24 protein-coding genes are annotated in these 22,444 nt (G+C 69.9%); 13 read left to right on the plus strand and 11 right to left on the minus strand.

Features of this window, described 5'->3' with window-relative positions:
• Positions 1-17: 17 nt before the first annotated feature.
• On the minus strand, positions 18-464 hold the full coding sequence (locus L324_RS23550) for a winged helix-turn-helix transcriptional regulator (RefSeq protein WP_037312407.1): 447 nt from the start codon (positions 462-464) through the stop codon (positions 18-20).
• Between the two features lie 88 nt (positions 465-552).
• Between L324_RS23550 and L324_RS23555 the strand changes: the two genes are divergently transcribed.
• The 3 genes from L324_RS23555 to L324_RS23565 all read left to right on the plus strand — a co-directional run bounded on the left by L324_RS23555 (position 553) and on the right by L324_RS23565 (position 3,722).
• Complete coding sequence (locus tag L324_RS23555; protein ID WP_037312410.1) at positions 553-1,734, plus strand: thiolase family protein; 1,182 nt, start codon at positions 553-555, stop codon at positions 1,732-1,734.
• Positions 1,731-2,768, plus strand: coding sequence for a (4Fe-4S)-binding protein (locus L324_RS23560; protein WP_037312413.1), 1,038 nt, complete (start codon positions 1,731-1,733; stop codon positions 2,766-2,768). The genes L324_RS23555 and L324_RS23560 overlap by 4 nt, the downstream gene beginning before the upstream one ends.
• Before the next feature lie 66 nt (positions 2,769-2,834).
• Positions 2,835-3,722: a sigma-70 family RNA polymerase sigma factor gene (locus tag L324_RS23565; protein ID WP_037312415.1), complete on the plus strand. Its 888-nt coding sequence runs from the start codon at positions 2,835-2,837 to the stop codon at positions 3,720-3,722.
• 93 nt (positions 3,723-3,815) lie between these two features.
• On the opposite strand, the gene L324_RS23570 is transcribed toward L324_RS23565, so the two are convergent.
• Positions 3,816-4,895, minus strand: coding sequence for a glycoside hydrolase family 5 protein (locus L324_RS23570; RefSeq protein ID WP_037312418.1), 1,080 nt, complete (start codon positions 4,893-4,895; stop codon positions 3,816-3,818).
• Between the two features lie 179 nt (positions 4,896-5,074).
• Here L324_RS23570 and L324_RS23575 point away from each other — a divergent pair, with 179 nt between their 5' ends.
• A complete protein-coding gene (locus L324_RS23575) occupies positions 5,075-5,827 on the plus strand; it encodes a PIG-L deacetylase family protein (RefSeq protein WP_037312421.1) in 753 nt (250 codons plus the stop codon).
• Here L324_RS23575 and L324_RS23580 read toward each other — a convergent pair.
• The 3 genes from L324_RS23580 to abc-f form a co-directional block, all read right to left on the minus strand.
• Complete coding sequence (locus L324_RS23580) at positions 5,816-6,397, minus strand: CGNR zinc finger domain-containing protein (protein ID WP_037312426.1); 582 nt, start codon at positions 6,395-6,397, stop codon at positions 5,816-5,818. The genes L324_RS23575 and L324_RS23580 overlap by 12 nt on opposite strands.
• Positions 6,398-6,552: 155 nt before the next feature.
• Entirely contained in the window at positions 6,553-7,398 is an 846-nt protein-coding gene (locus L324_RS23585) for an LLM class flavin-dependent oxidoreductase (RefSeq protein WP_037312429.1), read from the minus strand.
• Positions 7,399-7,522: 124 nt separating this feature from the next.
• Complete coding sequence (gene abc-f, locus L324_RS23590) at positions 7,523-9,151, minus strand: ribosomal protection-like ABC-F family protein (protein WP_037312433.1); 1,629 nt, start codon at positions 9,149-9,151, stop codon at positions 7,523-7,525.
• Positions 9,152-9,478: 327 nt separating this feature from the next.
• On the opposite strand from abc-f, the gene L324_RS23595 reads away from it, so the two are divergent.
• The 5 genes from L324_RS23595 (at position 9,479) to L324_RS23610 (ending at position 13,212) form a co-directional block, all read left to right on the plus strand.
• The gene (locus tag L324_RS23595; protein WP_235783624.1) at positions 9,479-10,075 is read left to right on the plus strand and encodes an Rv1733c family protein; all 597 of its coding nucleotides are present in this window, start codon (positions 9,479-9,481) and stop codon (positions 10,073-10,075) included.
• A 42-nt stretch (positions 10,076-10,117) separates the two neighbouring features.
• Positions 10,118-10,945 (plus strand): M55 family metallopeptidase, encoded by an 828-nt coding sequence (locus L324_RS23600; protein ID WP_037312441.1) that lies wholly within the window; start codon positions 10,118-10,120, stop codon positions 10,943-10,945.
• Entirely contained in the window at positions 10,938-12,239 is a 1,302-nt protein-coding gene (locus L324_RS23605) for a M20/M25/M40 family metallo-hydrolase (RefSeq protein WP_037312444.1), read from the plus strand. The genes L324_RS23600 and L324_RS23605 overlap by 8 nt, the downstream gene beginning before the upstream one ends.
• 195 nt (positions 12,240-12,434) lie before the next feature.
• Positions 12,435-12,569 (plus strand): hypothetical protein, encoded by a 135-nt coding sequence (locus tag L324_RS43910; RefSeq protein WP_268871948.1) that lies wholly within the window; start codon positions 12,435-12,437, stop codon positions 12,567-12,569.
• Positions 12,570-12,585: 16 nt separating this feature from the next.
• Positions 12,586-13,212: a maleylpyruvate isomerase family mycothiol-dependent enzyme gene (locus L324_RS23610; RefSeq protein ID WP_037312446.1), complete on the plus strand. Its 627-nt coding sequence runs from the start codon at positions 12,586-12,588 to the stop codon at positions 13,210-13,212.
• A gap of 4 nt (positions 13,213-13,216) precedes the next feature.
• On the opposite strand, the gene L324_RS23615 is transcribed toward L324_RS23610, so the two are convergent.
• The gene (locus L324_RS23615) at positions 13,217-13,825 is read right to left on the minus strand and encodes a TetR/AcrR family transcriptional regulator (RefSeq protein WP_037312449.1); all 609 of its coding nucleotides are present in this window, start codon (positions 13,823-13,825) and stop codon (positions 13,217-13,219) included.
• A gap of 66 nt (positions 13,826-13,891) precedes the next feature.
• Between L324_RS23615 and L324_RS23620 the strand changes: the two genes are divergently transcribed.
• A complete protein-coding gene (locus tag L324_RS23620) occupies positions 13,892-15,463 on the plus strand; it encodes an FAD-dependent oxidoreductase (RefSeq protein ID WP_037312453.1) in 1,572 nt (523 codons plus the stop codon).
• 5 nt (positions 15,464-15,468) lie between these two features.
• Here the strand turns inward: L324_RS23620 and L324_RS23625 are convergent, their stop codons facing one another.
• Complete coding sequence (locus L324_RS23625; protein ID WP_037312456.1) at positions 15,469-16,308, minus strand: oxidoreductase; 840 nt, start codon at positions 16,306-16,308, stop codon at positions 15,469-15,471.
• 100 nt (positions 16,309-16,408) lie between these two features.
• On the opposite strand from L324_RS23625, the gene L324_RS23630 reads away from it, so the two are divergent.
• Both L324_RS23630 and L324_RS23635 read left to right on the plus strand, forming a co-directional pair.
• Complete coding sequence (locus L324_RS23630; RefSeq protein WP_037312652.1) at positions 16,409-17,311, plus strand: LysR family transcriptional regulator; 903 nt, start codon at positions 16,409-16,411, stop codon at positions 17,309-17,311.
• Positions 17,312-17,381: 70 nt separating this feature from the next.
• Positions 17,382-18,455, plus strand: a complete 1,074-nt coding sequence (locus L324_RS23635; RefSeq protein ID WP_081736448.1) for a GDSL-type esterase/lipase family protein — start codon at positions 17,382-17,384, stop codon at positions 18,453-18,455.
• Positions 18,456-18,624: 169 nt separating this feature from the next.
• Here the strand turns inward: L324_RS23635 and L324_RS23640 are convergent, their stop codons facing one another.
• Genes L324_RS23640 through L324_RS23655 form a run of 4 tightly spaced genes read right to left on the minus strand, consistent with a single transcriptional unit; the run spans position 18,625 to position 20,776 of the window.
• Positions 18,625-18,924 carry a hypothetical protein gene (locus L324_RS23640; protein ID WP_005150941.1) on the minus strand — a complete coding sequence of 100 codons (300 nt, stop codon included), beginning with the start codon at positions 18,922-18,924 and terminating at the stop codon, positions 18,625-18,627.
• Positions 18,911-19,138, minus strand: coding sequence for a hypothetical protein (locus tag L324_RS23645; RefSeq protein ID WP_037312460.1), 228 nt, complete (start codon positions 19,136-19,138; stop codon positions 18,911-18,913). The genes L324_RS23640 and L324_RS23645 overlap by 14 nt, the downstream gene beginning before the upstream one ends.
• Before the next feature lie 46 nt (positions 19,139-19,184).
• The gene (locus L324_RS23650; RefSeq protein WP_037312463.1) at positions 19,185-19,637 is read right to left on the minus strand and encodes an Lrp/AsnC family transcriptional regulator; all 453 of its coding nucleotides are present in this window, start codon (positions 19,635-19,637) and stop codon (positions 19,185-19,187) included.
• Positions 19,634-20,776: a M24 family metallopeptidase gene (locus L324_RS23655; protein WP_037312465.1), complete on the minus strand. Its 1,143-nt coding sequence runs from the start codon at positions 20,774-20,776 to the stop codon at positions 19,634-19,636. The genes L324_RS23650 and L324_RS23655 overlap by 4 nt, the downstream gene beginning before the upstream one ends.
• A 569-nt stretch (positions 20,777-21,345) precedes the next feature.
• On the opposite strand from L324_RS23655, the gene L324_RS23660 reads away from it, so the two are divergent.
• Positions 21,346-22,444, plus strand: a 1,099-nt coding sequence (locus L324_RS23660; RefSeq protein WP_051174061.1) for a DUF222 domain-containing protein, incomplete at its 3' end; no start/stop codon positions are given.

Raw genomic sequence — 22,444 nt, forward strand, 5'->3', positions numbered from 1 at the left:
AGAACCGTCATTACCACTCACGACGCCCGGACGCGACGGGTGCTCCGGACCAGGGTCATGTCCTTCTCCCGCACCGGTTCGTGGCAGTGCGCGCAGACCGTCTCCGGCGCGAGCTCCTCCCCGCACGAATGCCGCCACACCGTCGGCGGAGGCCCTTCCGTGACGTACTTGTCGCCCCACGCCATGAGGTTCAGCAGCACGTGGTTGAGCGCGTGCCCCGTCTCGGTGAGCACGTACTCGTACCGCGGCGGATGCTCTTCGTAGAGCCGTTTTTCGAGGATTCCCGTCTCGACGAGCTTGCGCAGCCGCGCGGTCAGGATGTCCCGGCTCGCCCCGGTGTTGCGGACGATCTGGTCGAACCGCCGCGCCCCGAAGAACACCTCGCGCAGCGCGAGCAGGCTCCAGCGCTCCCCGATCACCTCCATCGCGTTGGCGATCGAGCAGTCCCTCGGTCCTTCGGTCATGCGACCAGCGTAAACCCAGTGAGTCTTGATTTCCAACCCACTCGGTGCCACAGTGAGTTGGAAATCCCAACTCTCCCTGGAGGCAGCCGTGCACGACGCGGTCATCGTGGATGCCGTCCGTACCCCGATCGGCAAGGGCAAACCCGGCGGATCCCTGCACGAGGTCCATCCGGTCCAGTTGCTGGCCCACACCCTGCGGGCGCTCGTCGAACGCACCGGGGTCGACCCGGCGCTGATCGACGACGTCATCGGCGGCGCGGTCGACCAGGTCGGCGAACAGGCCCAGAACGTCACGCGGTGGGCGGCGCTCGCCGCCGGGCTGCCGGAAAGCGTGCCCGCGACCACCGTCGACCGGCAGTGCGGGAGCAGCCAGCAGGCCGTCCACTTCGCCGCGCAAGGCGTGATGGCCGGCGCTTACGACGTCGTGATCGCCTGCGGGGTCGAGTCCATGAGCCGCGTCCCGATGTGGTCCAACGTGCTGCCCGGTACCGACCCCGTCGGCCCCGGCGTCGCCGAGCGCTATCCGGAAGGCCTGGTACCGCAAGGGATCAGCGCCGAACTGATCGCCGCGAAATGGTCGCTGAGCCGTGAGGCGATGGACGAGTTCGCGGTGGAGTCGCATCGGAAGGCAGCCCGCGCGCACCGGCTCGGCCGGTTCGCGAGCCAGATCGTGCCGATCGAGACGCCCTCGGGACTGGTCTCCACCGACGAGTCCGTCCGGCCCCGCACCGATCTCGAAACGCTCGCCCAGTTGCGCCCGGCGTTCCAGGATCCGGCCGTGGCCGCGCGGTTCCCGCAGATCGACTGGTCGGTGACCGCGGGCAACAGCAGCCCGATCAACGACGGCGCCTCCGCGGTGCTCATCACCTCCAGCGAGACCGCCGCCAGACTCGGCCTCCGGCCTCGCGCGCGCCTGCACAGTTTCGCCGTCACCGGCTCGGACCCGCTGCTCATGCTCACCGGCGTCATCCCGGCGACGGAGAAGGTGCTGCGGCGCGCGGGCCTGCGCCTGGCGGACATCGACCTGTTCGAGATCAACGAGGCGTTCGCCAGTGTCGTGCTGGCGTGGCAGCAGGAGACCGGGGCCGATCCGGCCAAGGTCAACGTCCACGGCGGCGCGATCGCGCTGGGCCATCCGCTCGGCGCGAGCGGCACCCGGCTGATGGGCACGCTGGTCAACGCCCTGCACCACCACGGCGCCCGCTACGGGTTGCAGGCGATGTGCGAGGGCGGCGGCCAGGCCAACGCGACCATCCTGGAGGCGCTGTGACCGACCGGCTGCCCAGGAAACTGGCGGGGCATCCGTCGGTGCGGGCCGTCCTCGCCAAACCGCGCGACAAACCGTCGCCGGTGATCGACGCCGCCTGGCTCAAGGAGATCTGTCTCGCCGCGGGCGCCGACGACGCGGCCGCGGTCTCCCTGGACCATCCGGATCTGGCGGGCGAACGCGAGCACGTCCTGCGCGCGCTGCCGGGTACCAAGACCCTGGTCTCGCTGGTGGTGCGGATGAACCGCGACGACGTCCGCTCCCCCGCCCGCAGCGTGGCCAACCAGGAGTTCCACCGCACCGGCGAGATCGTCAACGAGGCCGGGCACACGATCGTCCGGAGGTTGCAGGACGCCGGGTACCGCGCGATCAACCCGTCCGCGACCTTCCCGATGGAGATGGAGAACTATCCGGGCCGGATCTGGGTGGTCGCGCACAAGACGGTCGCCGTCGCCGCCGGGCTCGGCGCGATGGGACTGCACCGCAACGTCATCCACCCGAAGTTCGGGAACTTCGTGCTCCTGGCGACGTTGCTGCTCGACGCCGAGGTGTCCACCCACGGCGAAGCCCTCGACTACAACCCCTGCCTCGAGTGCAAGCTGTGCGTCGCGGCCTGTCCGATCGGCGCGATCTCGAAGACCGGCGAGTTCGACTTCCTGGCCTGCTCGACCCACAACTACCGCGAGTTCATGAGCGGCTTCACCGACTGGGCGCAGACCGTGGCCGACAGCGAGGACGCCGCCGACTTCCGGTCCAGGGTGACCGACTCGGAGAACGTGTCGATGTGGCAGAGCCTCGCGTTCAAACCGAACTACAAGGCCGCGTACTGCATGGCCGTCTGCCCGGCGGGCGAGGACGTGCTCGGGCCCTACCTCGACGACCGCCGCGGGTTCCTCGGCACCGTGGTCAAACCACTGCAGGACAAGGTCGAGACGCTCTACGTGCAGCCGGGTTCGTCGGCGAAGTCCTACGCCGAACGCCGGTTCCCGCACAAGCCGGTGAAGGAGGTCGACGGCGGATATCCCAGACGTCCCTAGCCGCTGTCACATCTCCGGTGCCCCATCCGTCAGGGTTACGACGGACTGTGAAGAAGGATGGGGACCGTGGACGAACACGACTGGCTGGCCCGGCGTTTCGAAGGGCACCGGACGCACCTGAGGGCGGTGGCGTACCGGATGCTCGGCTCGCTGAGCGAGGCGGACGACGCCGTGCAGGAGGCCTGGCTGCGGCTCAGCCGGACAGGCACCGAGGACGTCGACAACCTGGGCGGCTGGCTGACCACCGTCGTCGGCCGGATCTGCCTCGACATGCTGCGCTCGCGCAAGTCGCGGCAGGAGGACCCGGTCGGCGCGCAGCTTCCCGACCCGATCATCGGCCGCGAGGGCGGGATCGACCCGGAACACGAGGCCCTGCTGGCGGATTCGGTCGGGCTGGCGCTCTTGGTCGTGCTCGACACGCTGGACCCCGCCGAACGGCTCGCGTTCGTACTGCATGACATGTTCGCCCTGCCGTTCGACGAGATCGCGCCGATCGTGGGCCGCTCCCCCGGTGCGACCAGACAGCTCGCCAGCCGCGCCCGGCGCCGTCTGCAGGGTTCGCCGACGGTCCCCGACGCGGACCTGGCCCGTCAGCGGGAAGTCGTGGACGCGTTCTTCGCCGCCGCGCGGGGTGGTGACTTCGACTCCTTGGTCTCCGTGCTCGACCCGGACGTCGTGCTCCGCGCCGAGGGCGGCGTGGTTCCGGCGGGGACGACGCGCTCGGTGCGCGGGGCGGCCACGGTCGCGAGCCAGGCGCTCATGTTCCGGCAGGCCGGTACCGGCGGGGTACTGCGGCCCGTGCTGGTCAACGGGGTGGCGGGGATGGTCGTCACCAGGGACGGCGTTCCGCAGACGCTGTTCGCCTTCACCGTCGTGGCCGGGAAGATCGCGGCGATCGACCTCATCGCCGATCCGGATCGTCTCGCGACGCTCGACTTCGAGCCGCTCGGCTGAAGCGCCGAGGCCGGGGGTGTCATGAGGGGTCCCCATAGGACACTTTTCGTCCTATGGGGACCCCTCATGACACGCGCGCGCCCACCGCCGGGATCAGGAGGTCGGGAAGTTGTCCGCGGTACGGATGCGGTCCCGGATCCAGACACCGGCAGGCTTCAGCGGAGCCGTGCCGGTGAAGGAGGAGCCCGAGCAGGTGCCCGGTTTGAACACCGCGCCCGAACGCTCGTCGTCGGAGAAGTTCCAGTTGGTCCAACTGATCTTCTTCGACGCCAGGAAGTCCAGGTACTTCTGCGAGTTGGTGAAGTCGTTCCCGCCGTCACCGCTGGCGGTCTGGGTGCCGAACTCGGTCACGAACAGCGGGATCTTGTTCGCGGCCCGGCTCAGCGCGTTGAAGTACTCGGTTTTGTGCGACGCCGCGTAGAAGTGGAACGTGTACATGAAGTTGGTGGCGCGCACCGGGTTGTTGATGATGTCGGTCTCGTCGCGGCCGTCGGAGATGCCGAGCGAGCCCCAGCCGTGGGTGCCCACCAGCACGACGCCGTCGGAGTCCTGGGCGCGGATGACCGGGATCATCTGCTCCGCGTAGCTGCGGACCCGGTCCCAGCTGACGTTGTTGGGCTCGTTGGCGATGTCGTAGATGATGTTCGTCTTGTCCTTGTGCCGCTGGGCGATCTCGGTGAAGAACGTCTTGGCGCGGCTGAGGTTCGCGTTCGGGTCGCCGGGGGTGAGCTGATGCCAGTCGACCAGGGCGTACATCCCGCGTTTGGTGGCTTCCTCGATGTAGGAGTGCACCATGTCGGTGAACTTGCGCGGGTTGGTCTCGTACCCGCCTTCCTGGATGTACATCGAGATCCGGAGGACGTCGGCCTTCCAGTCACCGGCCAGCGCGTCGAGCGAAGCGGTCTTCACGCATTGGCTGTACCACTGGATTCCGTGGGTGCTCATACCGCGGAGCTGGATCGGCTTGCCCGCGGAGTTGCAGAGCTGGAGGCCACAGACCTTCAGCTGTCCGTTGACCGCCGCGGGGCTGCCCGGCGGTAGCGCCGCGGCCACCCGTGCCGCCGGTTCTCCCGCGGTCTCGGTCGCCATCGACGTGCTCGCGACGGCGACCGGTGCCAGCAGTCCGGCGGCCAGCGCGGCCGTCACCCGGAGACGGATCTTGTCCCAGCGCATGGGGCTTCTCCTCTCGCGTCGGCGGCACCGGCTTCGGTGTGCCGACGGGTAAGGGCGGCGGGTATTAAATAGGAAACTTTCCTTACTATTGGAAAGTAAAGGAGAGATTACCCACGGGCGCGACGGACGGTCAAGAGCCGACCACCGACGGTTTCCGCTGACTCGGGCATGCTCGGCGTGTGACGACCATCGTGGCCTTCCACGCGCATCCCGATGACGAAGCCCTGCTGACCGGCGGCACCCTCGCCCGCGCCGCCGCGGACGGACACCGCGTCGTGCTGGTGACCGCCACCATCGGCATGAAAGGCGAGGACGCGCCGCGACTGGCCGAACTCCAGGCGAGCGCCGAGGTGCTGGGCGTCGCGCGCGTCGTGCACCTCGGCTACGCCGGCAGCGGTCACGGCCCGATCCTGTATCCGGACCCGCCGGGCTGGGTCCGCTTCGTCCGCGCGAGCACCGACGAAGCGGCCTCCCGGCTCGTGGGGATCCTGCGCGAGGAGAAGGCGTCCGTGCTCCTCAGCTACGACCGGAACGGCGGCTACGGCCACCCCGACCACGTCAAGGTGCACGAGGTCGGCAAGCGGGCGGCGGAACTCGCCGGTGACGTCCGGCTGCTCGAAGCGACGATCCCCCGCGACGCCGTCGCGCGCCTGGTGCGGATCGTGCGGCTGGCGCGGATCCCGTTCCGCTACGACATCGACGCGCTGCTCCGCGCCTACAGCGCCCGGTCCGAGATCACGCACGTTTTCGACGTCCGGCGCTTCGCGGGTCAGAAGCAGGCCGCGATCGCCGCCCACTCCTCCCAGGTGCGGGGGAACGGCAGGCTCGCGCCGCTGATGCGCGTCCTGACCCGGCTTCCCGCGCCGCTCTTCGGGCTCGTCTTCAACCGTGAGTGGTACATCGACGCGACGCCGTCCGGTTCACGGGTCTGACCGGCGTACGCGCGCTCGGTACGCGGCGGCCTTGACGCGGTTCTGACAGGCCAGTCCGCAGTAACGCTTGATCTGCGCCTGGCTCGCGTCGACGTACACCTGATCGCACCGGGGTGCCGCGCACAGCCCGACCCGGTGCGGGATGTGCTCGCCGAAAGCGGCGGCCACGGACACCACCAGCCCGGCCACCCACTGCTGGACGAGATCGGCGTCGGGGCTGTGGAAGTGCAGGTGCCACGGCCGCTCGTCGTGCCGGTGCAGGACCGGCCGCGCCCGGCTGTCGGCGAGCATCCGGTTGAGCAGCCCGGCCGCTTGATCGTCCTCGTTCCGGGACAACGCCTCGACGACCTCCCGCAGCCGCGACGCGAGATCCCGCAACCGTTCCGCGGCGAGGAGATCGACCCGGCCGTCGCCCTCGATCGCGTCCGCGGCGGCGCGGACCAGCTCGCGCCCGCCGAGCAGAGGTTTCGCCCGGCCGTGGGCGTACTTCCCGGTCAGGGCGTTGATCAGCGCGACCCCGGTTTCCAGCCGCATCGCGTGATGGCCGTCGAGTTCGGCCCCGTCAGGCATCGGCCCCTCCCCCGGCGTCGCTGGCTCGCAGGACGCTATCAAAGGCGGACGCCGCCGCAAGGGCGATGAAGTCGTTCGGAGCAACGGGATCCTGCGGAGGATGCAACGGAAGGACGACGCGATGGTCCTTTATGGACAGAGGGCGGACCGCCCGCTCACCAGCGTGGCGGGCCCGCGTCCACGATCTTCTGCGAAAGCTCCAGCGGATCGTGGTGCATCAGCGATTCCATCCACCAGGTCATCCCCGCCCCCGCCAGCGCGGGCAGGTCCACCTTGATCGGTTCCTCCCACGCGGGACTCGCGTTCCCGGCGACGGCGACGTCGAACGGCTTGCCCGGCTCCAGCCCGGCCATGCCGAGCGCGCGGTGGGTCTCGGCGATCTCTTCGGCGGTCGGTGTGTGATCCTCGGGGTTGGGGAAGATCCCGTCGCACAGCGCCGCCCGCCGGACGACCCGCGGGTTGTCGGTGGAACTCGCCACCCAGATCGGGATCGGATAAGGCTCGGGCGGCGCCTCGGCCAGCGCGACCTGGTAGTGCGCCCCGTCGTGGTCGAACCGCCTGCCGGACCAGATCGCGCGGATGACGTCGAGACCTTCGTCGAACATCGCGGACCTCGTCAGCAGGTCGGTCTGCTCGCCGAACCGGCTGAAGTCACCGGATTCGTCCGAGCCGAGGCCCGTGCCGAGGATCAGCCGTCCGCCCGACAGCCTGCTGACCGTTGACGCGTGCCGTGCGACCACCCACGGGCGGCGCCGGGCGGGCGGGGTGATCATCGGCCCGAACCGCAGGCCGCTGGTGGCGTGCGCGATGGCGCCGAGCGTCGTCCACGGATCGGCGATGGGCATCGTGTCCGCGACAACGTGGTCCCACAGGAAGAAACCGTCCCAGCCCGCCGCCTCCGCCCGCACGGCGAGGTCGACGAGCACCGCGGGCTCACCGAACGGGCCGAAAGGCGGCAGGTAGACGGCGTGGCGGACCGTGCTGCCGGTCAAGTCGATCATCTCCCCAACGTCTTCGTCGAAGCCCCCGGACGGCCACGACGAAGTGACCGGAGCATCCGGGAAGGTTACGCCGAGCGCTCGGTTCGGTGTTCGCCGTCTCACTATGCGCGACACGGCCGGGACCTCAGACGGCGATCGGTTCGGTGGCCAGCTCGAGCCGCCTGCCCTCGAACGTCCGCCGCATCCGCCGGTCGTGGGTGACGACGACGAGGGCGCCGCCGTACTCCCCGAGCGCCCGCTCCATCTCCTCCACCAGGTCCGGGGCGAGGTGGTTGGTCGGCTCGTCGAGCAGCAGCAGATCGGTCCTGGCCGTCACCAGCCGCGCCAGGTCCAGTCTGCGGCGCTGCCCGACGGACAGCTCCCGGGTCGGTTTGCGCAGGTCCGACGCCCGGAACAGACCGAGGGACAGCAACCTTCCGGCGGCCTCCTCCTCGTCGCCGCCCGCCGCGAACACCTGGAGCACGGTCCGCTCGTCGCCCGCCAGACCGCCGTTCTGCCGCAGGAACCCGATCCGGCCCGTCCGCTCCGCCGACCCGGTCGAGGGCGTCAGTTCACCGGCGAGCACCCGCATGAGGGTGGTCTTGCCCGCCCCGTTGGGGCCGGTCACGAGCACCCGCTCACCGGGCTGCACGTGGAGCGACGTCCGCGGCAGCCTGCCTGCCACCGACACGCCGTCCACCTTGACCACGTGCCGGTCGGCGGTCGCCTCCCCCGCCGCGATCCTCGCCGTGAACCGGAGCGGCTCCGGCGGACGAGGGACCGGGTCGGCTTCGAGCCGCTGGATCCGCTCGCGGGCCGACCGGATCCGGCTCATCGCCCCGTGCGCCCGGGAACGGGCCCGGAAGGCGCCGGCCCCGCTGAAGGCCGCCGGCGCCTTGCGCGGGATCGCCGAGAACCGGTCGATGTTGGCGTCCGCCAGTGCTTCGTACCGGGCCTTCTCCAGCCGCCACTCCTCGTACTCCCGGACCCATCGGGCGCGCGCGGCCTCCTTCGCCGCGAGGTAGCCCGCGTAACCGTCTCCGTGCCGGTGCACGGTGCGGCGGTCGGCGTCGACCTCGAGGATCGTGGTGGTGACGCGGCTGAGGAACATCCTGTCGTGGGTGATCGCGATGAGCCTGCCGCGATGCCCGCGAAGGTGGTTCTCCAGCCAGGCGACGGCTTCGTCGTCGAGATCGTTCGTGGGTTCGTCCAGCAACAGCAGTTCGGGCGACGCCGCCAGGGTGGCGGCGAGCGCCAGCCGCGACCGCTGCCCGCCGGAGAGGCTGCCCAGCGGACGGCCGCGATCGAGGCCCGGCTGCCCGAGTCCGTGCAACGCGACCTCCACCCTGGCGTCGGCTTCATAACCGCCACGGGCTTCGTAGGCGGTCGTGAGATCGGCGTAGGCCGCCAGGTCTTCGGCGGTCTCCAGCGACGCCTCGGCCGCCCGCAGCCGGGATTCCAGCTCCCGGATGTCCGCCAGCGCGAGATCGATCGCGTCCCCGACCGTGGCGGTGTCGGGCAGCTCCAGCGTCTGCGGGAGATACCCGGTGCCGCCGGGCGCGGTGACGGTCACCGTGCCGTTGTCCGCCTCGTCGCGGCCGGCGATCAGCCGCAGCAGCGTGGACTTACCGGAGCCGTTGTCGCCGATGACGCCCGCCTTCTCCCCCGGTTTGACGGTGAAGCCGACCTGATCCAGCACGACGTGGTCGTCGAAACGTTTGGTGACACCGGAGAGCACGAGTTGTGTTCCGGGATTTCGATACGGGGTACGCATAAGGGCGTCCTCCTGATTCTCGGCACGGCCGATCGCGATCGGGCAGGAAGATTCCGCGTACGGCGAAAGAAGAAGAGCGCACGCGGAAGGACGCGGCCCGGCGGAGCGAAGGCTCTACGCCAGGGCCGCGTCGAAGGCGAGAATCACAGGTAGAACAAAGTCCCCATGGACCGAAACGGTAGCCGGTGGCCGCGGAAGGGCAAAACGAATTAACGGCTGTGTACGGATTCACAGAGTGGTCTGTGTCCCGCTACCGCGACAGCGGCGCCCCGGTGACCGAGAATCCGAGACGGAGGTTTTCGCGGTCTGAAGGGAATGGGGTTCCTCGTGCACGGGTCCAGTGGTCCGATCGCCCGGTTCCGGCGACGGCTCTTTCCCGGTCACAACTCGCTGGCGCGCGGCTCGGACCGGTTCGAGGCCCTCCTCCTGAAGCTCGTCATCCTCGCCGCGCTCCTCGCCATCCCCGTCGCGGTCGCCGTCGGCTCGGCCAACCACGACAGGCAGGTGGCCGAGGCCGCCGCGGACGCCGTCGGTCGCCTGCCCGCCACCGCGTACCTGCTGAAGGCCGCGCCCGTCCGCATCGTCGACAGCGAAAGCGTCGGGACCGGCGACTCCACCACCGAAGCGACCTGGACCGACAGCCGCGGCGCCCGGCACACCGGCGGCGTCCTCGCGACCCCGGGCAGCCCCGCCGGATCGGCCGTCCCGATCTGGATCGACGCGCGCGGCGACCTCACCCCGGCCCCGAAGACCGCGTCCACGGCCGTGTTCGATTCCGTGCTCGTCGGTCTCTGGCTCTGGTTCGCCGTGGTCGCGGGACTCGTCGTGCTCCACCGGGGCGTCCGGCTGGTCCTGGACCGGCGCCGGGCCGCGGACTGGGAGCGCGCTTGGGCCGCCTATCCGCGTTCCGGTTCCTGGCCCTGATCCCGGCGGCGAGGGCAAAGCGCCTCGGCTAGGGTGCCCGGCATGCGCATCATGATCTCGGCGGACATGGAGGGCGCCACCGGCGTCACCTGGACCGAGGACGTCATCCCCGGCACCGAGCAGTGGCAGCGATTCCGGCGCCTGTTCACCGGTGACGTCAACGCGACCATCGCCGGGCTGTTCGACGCCGGCGCCACCGACGTACTGGTCAACGAAGCGCATTCGTCCCAGCGGAACCTCCTGCTCGAAGACCTCGACGGCAGGGCGCGCATGCTCACCGGCAGGCACAAGCCGCTTTCGATGATGCAGGGGATCGACACCGGGGTGGAAGGGGTCGTCTTCCTCGGCTACCACGCCGGCGCCGGGTTCGACGGCGTCCTCTCCCACACCTATCTGGAGAACCAGATCACCGGCGTGTGGCTCGACGACGTCCCCGCCAGCGAAGGCAGGCTCAATGCCGCGATGGCCGCGGAGTACGGCGTCCCGGTGCTGGTCGTCTCCGGTGACGACAAGGCCTGCGACGACGCCCAGGACTACGCGCCGGAGGCGGAACTGGTCACGGTGAAGGAGTGCGTGAGCCGCTACGCCGCGATCTGCCTCCCGCCCGCCAGGACCGCGGAACTGCTGGCCTCCGCCGCGGCGGACTCGATGAACCGCGCGGGCCGGGTCGAGCGGTTCACCACCCCGCACCGGATCGAGGTCGAATTCGACGCCAGTCACCTCGCGCAGGCCGCGGCGGTGATCCCGACGGTGGAACAGATCGGGATCCGGCGGGTCGGCTTCGACGCGCCGGACATGACGGAAGCGATGAAGGCCTTCAAGATCGTCACGGCGATCGCGGCAGGGGCGGTGCAGGGTATCTATGGCTGAGCCGGACATGGACGTCGTCGAGATCTGTTCGCGGCTGATCCGGTTCGACACGACGAACCGCGGCGACGGGGACTCCGAGGGCGAGCGGGAGGCGGCCGAGTACGTCGCGTCGCTGCTCTCCGGGATCGGGATCGACTCGAAGATCATCGAGTCCGCGCCCCGGCGCGCGAACGTGATCGCCCGGGTCCCCGGAACCGACCCGAGCCTGCCGGCGCTGCTCGTCCAGGGTCATCTCGACGTCGTCCCGGCCGACGCCGCCGACTGGTCGGTGGACCCGTTCTCGGGCGAGGTCCGCGACGGCTTCCTTTGGGGCCGCGGCGCGGTGGACATGAAGGACTTCTGCGCGATGGTGCTCGCCGCCCTCGCCACCGGCGCGCGGCCGCGCCGGGACCTCGTCCTGGCCTTCGTGGCCGACGAGGAGGACAAGGGCGAGTACGGCGCGCACTGGCTCGCCGCGGCGCACCGCGACCTGTTCGACGGGTGTGCGGCCGCGATCAGCGAGTCGGGCGCCTACACCTACCACGTCCCCGCCGCCGACGGCCGGACCGTGCGGCTCTACCCGGTGGCGACGGCCGAACGCGGCACCGCGCATCTGCGGCTGACCGCGAAGGGACGCGCGGGGCACGGATCGCGGCCCAACGACGAGAACGCGGTCACCCGGCTGGTCACCGCGCTCGGCCGGATCGCCGCGCACCGCTGGCCGGTCCAGCTGACCCCGACAGTGCGGGCGTTCCTGGAACGCACCGGGGACGCCCTCGGCGTCCCGGTCGATCTGTCCGATGTGGACGGAACGATCGCGCGGCTCGGACCGGCGGGTGCGCTGGTGGTGCCGACCGTCCGCAACAGCACGACCCCGACCATGCTCGACGCCGGCTACAAGGTGAACGTGATCCCGACTTCGGCACAGGCCCAGGTGGACGTCCGCGTGCTGCCCGGCGCCGAACCGGAGCTGCTCGCCGAGATCGACGCGATGCTCGGCGAAGGCGTCACCCGCGAGTTCGTCGCGCACCAGCCACCGGTACAGGCGCCGGTGGACTCGCCGTGGTTCGACGCGATGGCGGACGCGCTGCGGTCGGAGGATCCCGAGGCCGTCGTGGTCCCCTACTGCATGGGCGGCGGAACGGACGCGAAGGCGTTCAGCCCGCTGGGGATCGACTGCTACGGCTTCGCTCCCCTGTGGCTGCCCGAAGGGTTCCCCTACCGCGCGATGGCCCACGGTGTCGACGAGCGTGTCCCGGTGGACGGTCTGCGCTTCGGCACGCGGGTACTCCGGCACTTCCTGGAGAACTGCTGACCTTCGACCGGCACTCACGCGGGTGGTCGCCGGGCTGAAGGGCCCTTTCCCCGCATGCGATGCGAGGAAAGCGCCCTTCGCCGCATGAGATGCGGGGAAAGTTCCCTTCAGCCCCCGGACTCCAGTACCACCGGGCCGGAGGTGGATCCGCTTCACCCGAATTTCATCAGCCCCGCTTAGCGTCGGACCGAAACCGTGACCGTGCAGGCCAAGATCACCCAGCGGAACGCGCGGACCGGCAGGCTCGCGGGCGATGTCGTCTATTCCTGGTATGTCGAGCGGAACGAGGACACGAACTACTACGTTTGCGGGTGGCTCGACTACAAGTGACCCCTGGAGGTGTCAGGTGAACGCGGTCGCACGACTCGCGCGGGAGGAACGCGCGGATTTCGCCACGTTCCTCCGGACACTGACGCCCGCGCAGTGGAACGCGCCCACGTTGTGTTCGGAGTGGACGGTCCGGGAGGTGGTCGCCCACGTCGTCGACTACGACCACCTGGGCCTCCGCGATCTGCTCGGCCAGGCCGTCCGCGCCGGGCTACGGCTGGACCGGATGAACGCGCTCGGAGTCGCCCGCGAGCCCGATCGGACACCGGACGAGCTGATCGCACGGATCGAGGAACGCCTCCAGCCGCGCGGTCTGACCGCCGCTTTCGGTGGCCGGGTGGCGCTGCTCGACGGACTCGTCCATCAGCAGGACATCCGGCGACCGCTGGGTCTTCCGCGCGAGATACCGCCGGAACGGCTGCGCCACGCCTTGGCCTTCGCCCGCTTCGCCCCGCCGATCAAGGCCTACCGGCGGGCGCGCGGGCTCCGGCTCGTCGCGACGGATCTCGGCTGGTCGGCCGGATCCGGACCGGAGGTGCGTGGCCACGGCGAGCCGCTTCTGCTGGCCATCGCGGGACGGAGCCCGGCGCTCGGCGAGCTTTCCGGCCCCGGCGCGGCGATCCTCGCCGCCAGGATGGACGACTGACCCGTCAGCCCGGGAGTGCGGCGGAAAGCGCGGCGAAAGCGGAGTCCAGCCGCTGACGATGGGCGGCGAGGAGATCCGCGAGGTCCTCACCGGCGAGGCGGCGCCGGACCGTCGCCAGCACGACCGTGCGGTACGCGGCGACGACCAGCGCGGCGGTCAGCTCACTGTCGCCTGAGAAGCGGGCGTCGTTCTCCAGTTCGTCCGCCAGCTCGGCGTCGATCTCGTGCTCGAACTCGCGCAGCCGGGAAATGAGCGCGCGCGACCCCGCCACGGTTCGGGCGAGCGGCTCGGCACCCTCGCTCAACCCGGACAGCGGATGCTGCTCGTCCGCGAGCGCGAGGGCCATTCCGCGGAGCGCTTCAAGGGCGCTGACGTCGTCCGCGCGATCGCGGACCGCCGCCCGCACGATGCTCACCGCGTCCGGGAGACGGTCCAGCGCCAGATCTTCTTTGCGGTCGAAGTGCGAGAACACCGTCACCTTCGAAACCCCGGCGGCGGCCGCGATCTCGGCGACGGTGACGTCGTCGAAACCCCGCTCCACGAACATCCCGGTCGCGACCGAGGCGATATGCGCCCGCGTCTTCGCGCCGCCTCGGTCTCCCCGCTTCGCCATGTGACAACCTTACCTTTACGCATTAAGCTTACCAAGTAAACTTACTGAGTAAACCTTGGAGGAACTGTGCGGCGGATCGATGTGATCGTGGTCGGGGCTGGACCCACCGGCCTGTTCGTGGCGAGCGAACTCGCCTTGCGCGGAGTGCGGGTGTGCGTCCTGGAACGTCTCGAGAAACCGGATCCGACGATCAAGTCCGGCTCGATCAACGTCGCGAGCGCCGAGATCCTGGACCGCCGCGGCCTGCTGCCCGCGGCCGAGGAGGTGCAGCGCCTTCGCATGGCGGCCGCCGGCTCCTTCGCCGCCGGCCGCTCGAACCGCATGGTGCGCGAACTGACGGAAGGGGCGATGCGGACGTCCCGCCGGTTCCCGGTCATCGGGCATTTCGCGGGCATCATGTTCCGGCCCGATCTGGTCGACCAGGACGATCCGGTGCTGGCCGCGCATACCGCGGTCGCCAACGGGATCGTGGTGCCACAGCACGAACTCGAACTGCTGCTCGGCGAACACTGCGCCCGGCTGGGGGTCGAGATCCGCCGCGGCGTCGAGGTGCGGGGACTGCGGAGCACCGGAGCGAGCCTCGACGACGACGCCGACGTGATCGTCGAGACCGGCGCGGGCGACTTCCCCGCCGGATGGGTCGTCGCGGCCGACGGCGGACGGAGCGTCATCCGCAAACGGCTCGGCGTCGACTTCGCGGGCACCGATCCGGAGATGGTGGGCTACCAGGCCATCGCGGACTTCGACGACCCGAGCGAACTGCGGCGGGGATGGACCTGGACACCCCGGGGCATCTACACCTACGGGCCGGTCCCCGGACGTGTTCTCGTCGCCCGGTTCGCGCCCCAGCCCGAGGACAAGGACGCACCCGTGACCGTCGAAGAACTGCAGGACGCGGTACGGGACGTCACCGGCGTCCCGGTGACGATCACCGGTCTGCACGGGCGGGCGACCCGATGGTCGGACAACGCCCGCCAAGCACGGAACTACCGTCGCGGCAGGGTCTTCCTCGCCGGCGACGCGGCTCACGTGCACTCACCGTTCAGCGCACAGGGCCTGAACCTCGGCCTCGGCGACGCGGTGAACCTCGGCTGGAAACTCGCCGCGACCGTCAACGGCCAGGCGCCGGCCGGACTGCTCGACACCTACGAGACCGAACGGCATCCCATCGGAGCGTGGGTCCTCGACTGGACGCGGGCGCAGGTGGCACTCCTGCGCGGCGACGAGCGCACTGCTCAGCTGCGGAAGGTCGTCGGCGGGGAGTTGTTCGCCGTTCCCGGCGCGACCGATCGCATGCTCGCGCTCTCCTCCGGGATCCTGCAGCGATACGACGTCGCCGAGGACACCGCCGACCCGGTCGGCTCGATCGCCGGGGACGTCGAACTCACCTCCGGGACCCGGCTCGCCGATCACGCGCACGATGGCCGTTTCGTCCTCGTCGACCGCTCGCCCGACGGCCGGTACGCCGACGCGATCCGCGGTGTGGAAGACAGGGTCGCCTCGGTGGCCGACCCTGCCCCTCTGCCGAGTCTCTTCGTGCGCCCGGACGGCGTCATCGCCTGGGCCTGCGACGATGACGCCGACGACCACAACACGCGGAAGCTGCTCGACGCCGCGATCCAGCGCTGGGTGGGCTGACCCGCTCAGAACGCCGTGGACCGGCTCACTTCCTCCCACGCCGCCAGCTCCGCCGCCTTCGCCTCGTGCGTGGCCCGCAGCCCGTCGACAGCGTCGTCGCCGAGCGCGAGCCGAAGCGGCGGGTTGTCGCTGTCGAGCACCTTCAGGATCGCGGCGGCGGCCTTGGCCGGGTCACCGGGCTGCGAACCGTCCATCCCCTCGACGAAATCCCGGATCGCGCCGGTCGAGGCACGGTAGGCCTCGATCACCCGCGAGCGCCGCATCCGGTCACCGCCGAATTCGGTGCGGAAAGCGCCGGGTTCCACGATCAGCACCTTGATGCCGAAGGGGGCGACCTCGGCGGCCAGGGATTCCGACATCGCCTCCAGGGCGAACTTCGCCGAACAGTAGGCACCGAATCCGGGCGGGCTCTGCTGCCCGCCCATCGAACTCATCTGCACGATGGCGCCGCTGCCCTGCTCGCGCAGGTGGGGCAGCACCGCCTTCGTGACCTCGACGGCGCCGAAGAACATCACGTCCATCAGCGAGCGCAGATCCGCCATCGTGAGTTCCTCGACCGCGCCGACGGATCCGTGCCCGGCGTTGTTGACCACGACGTCGATCCGGCCGAACGCGGCTAGGGTGGCGCTCACCGCCGCTTCGATCTGCGCGGGATCGGTGACGTCGAGGGCGGCCGTGCGCACCCGGCCCCCGCCGAGTTCTTCCAGTTCGGACAGCGTCTCCGGACGTCGCGCGGTGGCCATCACTCGGTCACCCGCGTCGAGCGCGGCCAGCACGAGCTGCCTGCCGAACCCGGCCGAGCAACCGGTGATCAGCCAGACCCGGCCCTCGGTTTCCTTCGTCATTTCGGGATTCCTCCATCTCCGGTCTTCCTGCCTCCCATCGTGCGAAGATCGCGGCCGCCTCGCCAACACCGGCTTCCTGGTGCGGCTACAGTCGTGGCCTGTGACCCCTGAGTTGCGGCAGTTGCGGTACTTCGTCGCCGTCGCCGAGGAAGCGAGCTTCACCGGCGCTGCCCGTCGTCTGCGCATCGCCCAGCAGTCGCTTTCGCAGCAGATCACCGTGCTGGAGCGGATCCTCGGCGCGAAGCTCCTGCATCGCGACAGCCGTGGCAGCCGGCTCACCGAAGTCGGCTCGCTGTTTCTCCCCGAGGCCCGCGCCGTGCTGGCGCGCAATGACGACGCGCTGGCGGTACTGGACCGGGCGGTGCGCGGCGAGATCGGCACGCTGCGTCTCGGTTTCCTGACCACCACGGCGAACTATCTGCTCCCGCCGGTGGTGCGCGCGGTCCGCGACCGGCTTCCCGACCTGGTCCTCACCACGGACGACACCCAGATCGCGCCGCTGGTCGACGGGCTGGCCCGAGGCCGCTATGACCTGATCTTCACCCGGCCACCGCTGGTCGACGGATTCGAGACCCGCACGTTGATCACCGAAGAGGTCTGCGCTGTCCTGCCCGAGGGCCATCGGCTGGCAAGCGCCCGCGAGGTGAAGCTCGCGGATCTGGCGGACGAGCCGTGGGTCCTCACGCCGCGCGGGTCGTGGGAGCCGTGGCATCGCCGCTACGACAGCGACTTCGAGGCCGCCGGGTTCGCTCCGCGGGTCGTGCAGCGGGCCGCGACCGTGCAGGGGCTGCTCGGCCTGGTCGCCGCGGGCGTCGGCGTCACCAGGCTCGCCCGGTCGTCCCACAGCCTCCGCCGGAGCGGGGTGGTGTTCGTGCCGCTGGCGGGAGAAACCGCCCGCACGGTGGCGGCCTGGTCCCCCGGGAACGACAAGCCCGCGTTGCGCGGGGTACTCGACATCGTGTCGGAACTGGCGGCCGGAACGGATCTGACAGCGGCCGGCTGAAGGCGCGGTCACCACCGTCACACCGCCATGATCACCCGGTCGGGCCAGGTGTCCGTAGAATCCGGTGACGATGCGACGTTTCCGGTGGTGGTGGGGTGCTCTCGCGCTCTCGTTCGTGGTGGTTCTCGTCGGGTTCTTTGCCTTCTCCGGGTCGGAAAGCCGCCCAGGGCAGCCGTCCCCGCGCCAAGGCCCGCCGGGTACGGGGCCGCTGACGGTCGTCTCCATCGGTGACAGCACCGTTTCCGGGGAGGGCGCGGGCGACTACACGCCGACGACCAACGGTCAGGGCGGCAACTGGTGTCACCGCTCCCCCAACGCCTTCGTCGAGCAGATCAAGATCCCCGACGTCACCGCGCGCGTCAACCTCGCGTGCTCAGGGGCGCCTTCGGAGCAGATCGCGCTGGGCGAGGCGAAGCAGTGGACCGAGCCCTCGCAGGCCCAGCAACTCGCGAACCTGGTCAAGGACCACCGGGTCGCCGCGGTGGTGATCGCGATCGGCGCGAACGACGAGCCGAAGTTCTCCGCTCAGGTCAACGAATGCTTCAAGGCATGGTTCTCCCCGCAGAATCCGCCGTGCAGCGAAGCACTTCGCACCACCTGGAAGTCCAAAGTGGACGCCATGGTGCCGAAGGTGACCAACGCCGTCGCCGACGTCAAGAAGGTGCTGGCACAGGCGGGGTACATCCCGGCGGACTACCAGCTCGTGCTGATGTCGTACGCCTCGCCTGTCGGCCCGCAGATCCCGGAGGCGCTCCGCAGCCTCAACGGCTGCCCGTTCCGCACCGAGGATCTGGAGTGGATGCGCCGCGACGGCGTCTCCGTCCTTTCGGACGGGCTCAAGCAGGCATCGAGGGCGACCAGCGCGCGGTTCCTCGACCTCTCGCGGGCGGGCGCGGGCCGCGAGGCGTGCAGCAGCGATCCGGCGAACGAGTGGTTCAGCAGGCTGACGTTGCAGCTGCGCGACCTCGGCCAGGTGGACCGGGCGAGCCACGCACTGCAGGAGTCGTTCCATCCCAACGCGAACGGGCACGCGCAGGTCGCGAACTGTCTCAACGAGTTCCTCGCCGCGCGCGGCGGTAACGCGTCGTGCCTCTCCGGGCCCGATGGCAAACTGCACGCCGCGCCCGAGGTCATCGCCCGCTAGGCCGTGTCCTGTAAGTCTGTTCGATGGGCTTCGTGATCCAGGTGGTTCCTGGCGGTGCGGGCGGATCGGCCTCGTACCGGGTCGTACCCGGCCGAGCCCGCCCGTGCCGTCAGGGACCACCTGGGCGCGAAGACCGCGAACAAGACTTGCAGGACACGGCCTAGCCACCCTAGAGATCGAGGGCAGCGCGCAACGCGATGTCGATGCGCTCCTGGACCTCTTGGTCGATCTCCGCGATCTTCTCGTCGAACCACGGCCGGTACAGGCGCGTGAGGTTCAACGTGGACACCCAGTACCGCGCGTCGACGGCGACACCGAGGATGTCCTGGGGATCCCGGTCCAGCAGTTCGGTGCCGAGCAGCCACGGCCGCTCGGATTCGTTCACCCCGTCCGAGGACAGCAGGACGACGGTGCGCTGCCGTGCCGGTTCGGTCGGGGGGTGGTACGTCCAGACTTCACCCCTGTGCACGCAGATCCTTCTCCGCGGCTGTCAGCTCGGCCTCGTCCGATTGGGCGGACGGTTCGACCGGAGCGCGCTGCGGGGTGTATCCGGTGCGGACGGCTTCCCTGCGGGCGGCCTTGGACAACCACGACGAGACCGAGATCCCGTGTGCCTTGGCCGCCCGTTCGGCGAACTCGAGCGCACCACTGTCGAGTGAGAGAGTGACCTTACGTGTTGCCATACCTTTTATCGTACCAGCGCCGCGCAAGCCCACCCCTTTTCCGCTTTCACAGGGTCGGCGAGCGCCCCTCGAACGGCGTCGAAAGCACCACCGTGGTCCGGGTCGAGACCTTGGCGGCCTCGCGGATGCGGCGGAGCAGGTCCTCCAGGCCGAGCGGCGAGGCCACCCGGACCAGGAGGATGTACGACTCGTCCCCGGCGACCGAGTAGCAGGACTCGATCTCCTTGATGTGCTCGAGGCGCTGCGGGTAGTCGTCCGGCGCGGCCGGATCGTTCGGCGTCAGCGAGATCAGCGCGGTGAGCGGGAGCCCGATCTGCTCGCCGTCGAGCCGCGCGGTGTAGCCGAGGATGACCCCGCGCTGCTCCAGGCGGCGCACCCGCTGGTGCACAGCCGACACCGACAGGCCGACCCGCTCGGCCAGATCGGTGAAACTGCACCGTCCGTCCGCGGCCAGTTCTCCGACGATGGCCTGGTCGAGCGGCTCCAGGGAACCGGTCATGCGTCGAGCACGATCAACTCGTGCGGACGCTGGTTGACCGGCTCGACGCCGTCCTCGGTGACCACGACGATGTCCTCGATGCGGGCGCCCCAGCGGCCAGGCTGGTAGATCCCGGGCTCGACGCTGAAGGCCATGCCCGGTTCGAGCGGCAGCGTGTTGCCCTTGATGATGTAGGGCTCCTCGTGCACGTCGAGGCCGATACCGTGGCCAGTACGGTGGATGAAGTACTCGCCGAAGCCCGCCTCGGCGATGATGTCGCGCGCGGCGGCGTCGATCGACTCGGCGGTGACACCCGGGCGGACGGCCTCGACAGCCGCCTTCTGGGCCCGCTGCAGGACGGCGTAGGTCTCGGCGACGTCGGCGTCACGCGGCTCGCCGACCGCGTAGGTGCGGGTGGAGTCGGAGTTGTAGCCCTCGGCGATCGGGCCGCCGATGTCCACCACGACGACGTCGCCACGCTCGATGACACGCCCGGAGACGTCGTGGTGCGGGCTCGCGCCGTTGGGGCCGGAGCCGACGATCACGAAGTCGGCGTGCGTGTGGCCCTCCTCGACGATCGCGGCGGTGATGTCCGCGCCGACCTCGGCCTCGGTACGCCCCGGCCGCAGCCACTCGTGGACCCGGGCGTGGACGCGGTCGATGGCCGCACCCGCGTCGCGCAGCGCCTGGATCTCGGCCGCGTCCTTGCGCATGCGCAGTTCGCGCACGATCGGCCCGGCCAGCGTCTGCTCGGCGTCCCCGAGCGCGCCGCGGAACGCGAGCACGTGCAGGGCCGGGGTGAAGTCGCTGACCGCGACCCGGCCCGGCTTGCCCAGCCTGTCGGCGACGAGTTCGTAGGCGTTGTCCCCGTCGACCCAGGTGACGACCTCGATGCCGAGTTCGTCGGCCGGGACGTCGGCGTAGCCGGGCGCTTCCAGCTTCGGCAGCACCAGCGCCGGGACACCGTCGGCCGGGATCACCAGCGTGGTCAGCCGCTCGAAGGAGCCGCCCGCCTGCCCGATGAGGTAGCGCAGGTCCGAGCCGGGCGCGATCAGCAGGGCGTCGGTGCCGGCGGCGGCCGCGGCGGCGCGGGCCCGGTCGAGGCGGGCGCGGAGAGCGGTGACGTCGGGGGCTGGGTTGTGAAGGGAACGGCGCGACATGAAGCCGAGCCTAGAGCGTGTCCGGTGAATCCGTTCGACGGGCTTGGTGATCTGGGCGGTTCCTTCGCGCCTCGTACCGGGTGTACTCGGCGGGCGCGTCTCGTCACTGGAAGGCGGCTACCTGTAGTGCCCTGTGAGGTTGTTGACGTGGGTGATGGGTGGGTGGCCGTTGAGGGCGGCGTGGGCGCAGTGGTGGTTGTAGTGGTGGAGGAAGGCCGCGCGGCACGGTTTTCGTGGCGGGCGCGGCGGCATTCGAGGCTGTCCCGTCGGGCGGTCGCCCAGCAGCCTTGTGCACGGTCAAACGGGCATTACGGTGGAACAGGAAGACCTCAGTTGCGATCGGCGATGACGTTAGACACCAGCACCACACAGGGAGGTGTTCGTCATGATCAACCCAACCGCCGCTCAACCGTCAACAACGTCCATGGTCACTACAGCTACCTGGTGACGGAAGCACGAAAGCGGGCGGTGAAAGACACGATCCAGTCATGTATCACCCTTTAGTAGTAAATACTCCATTTCACCATTGTGGCGAACATTTGTTCGATTTGGTCGGGTATTCTTGGGGTGTGTCCGAGACGATCCTTCCCGCGTTGCCGCAGGAGTTGTGGCGTGCCGGCAAGCTGGAGCTTGCCCATGGCGTGCAGCAGTTCCTGCAGGTGATCCGGGTCGCCACTGCCGGGCTGGGCCGGTATCTGGCGGAGATCGAGTCGCGGGGCGCGAAAGACTTGTATGGGTATGGCTCGACGATCAGGTGGTTCGCCGATGTGGCCGGGCTGTCGTTTGGTGAGGCGCGTCCGGTGGTGAATCGTGCGATCGCGTTGAATCCGACCCGGGCTTTGGATGGGACGGAGCTTCCGGCGTTGGCGCCCGCGACGGCGGCCGCGGCCGCCGAAGGGGCGGTCGGGGACGAACGAATCCAGCAGATCCTGGACTTCCTGGCGAGCCTGCCGCTCGATACGTCGGCAGAGGACCGGGAGAGCGCGGAGAAGATCCTGGCCGAGCTGGCCCGGCACGCCGGTCCCCAGCAACTGGCCAGAGCCGAACAGAACCTACTCGGCTGGCTCGACCCCGACGGCGCCGAGCCGAAAGAACCCGAACCCAAACAGCCCCGCCGGGAACTCACTCTGGAACGCCGCAAGGACGGCTTCTGGAAACTGAACGGGCTCCTCGACGACGAGGCCGGTGCGCGGACGGCCGCCGCGTTGGAGGCGTATGCCGCACCACGCCCGGTCGACGAATTCGGCCAAGCCGACCTGCGGACCAGACCCGAACGCCTCGGCGACGCCTGGGTCGACCTGCTCGATCTCGCGATCGCCTGCCCGGATCAGCCCGGCACCTCCGGCTACCGGACCCTCGTCCATGTCACCATCGGCCTGGAGGAGCTGAAGTCGGGTCTCGGCACGGCGTGTGTGGATTTTGTCGGGACGATGACCGCCCGGGATGCCCGGATGGCGGCCTGCGACTGCCTCATGCTTCCGGTCGTTCTCAACGCGGCCGGTGAACCGCTGGACGTGGGGCGGATGCGACGGTTCGTCACGCCCGGCCAACGACGGGCGTTGAACATCCGTGACGGGGGCTGCGCCTTCCCGGGCTGTCACCGCAGGCCGAAGAACTGTCACGTGAGCTTGCCCGGGTTAGGCAGACAGTTGGGCGTGAGCTGTTTCA

The sequence above is a fragment of the Amycolatopsis orientalis DSM 40040 = KCTC 9412 genome, from assembly GCF_000478275.1.
In the GTDB taxonomy this organism is placed as follows: Bacteria; Actinomycetota; Actinomycetes; order Mycobacteriales; family Pseudonocardiaceae; genus Amycolatopsis; species Amycolatopsis orientalis.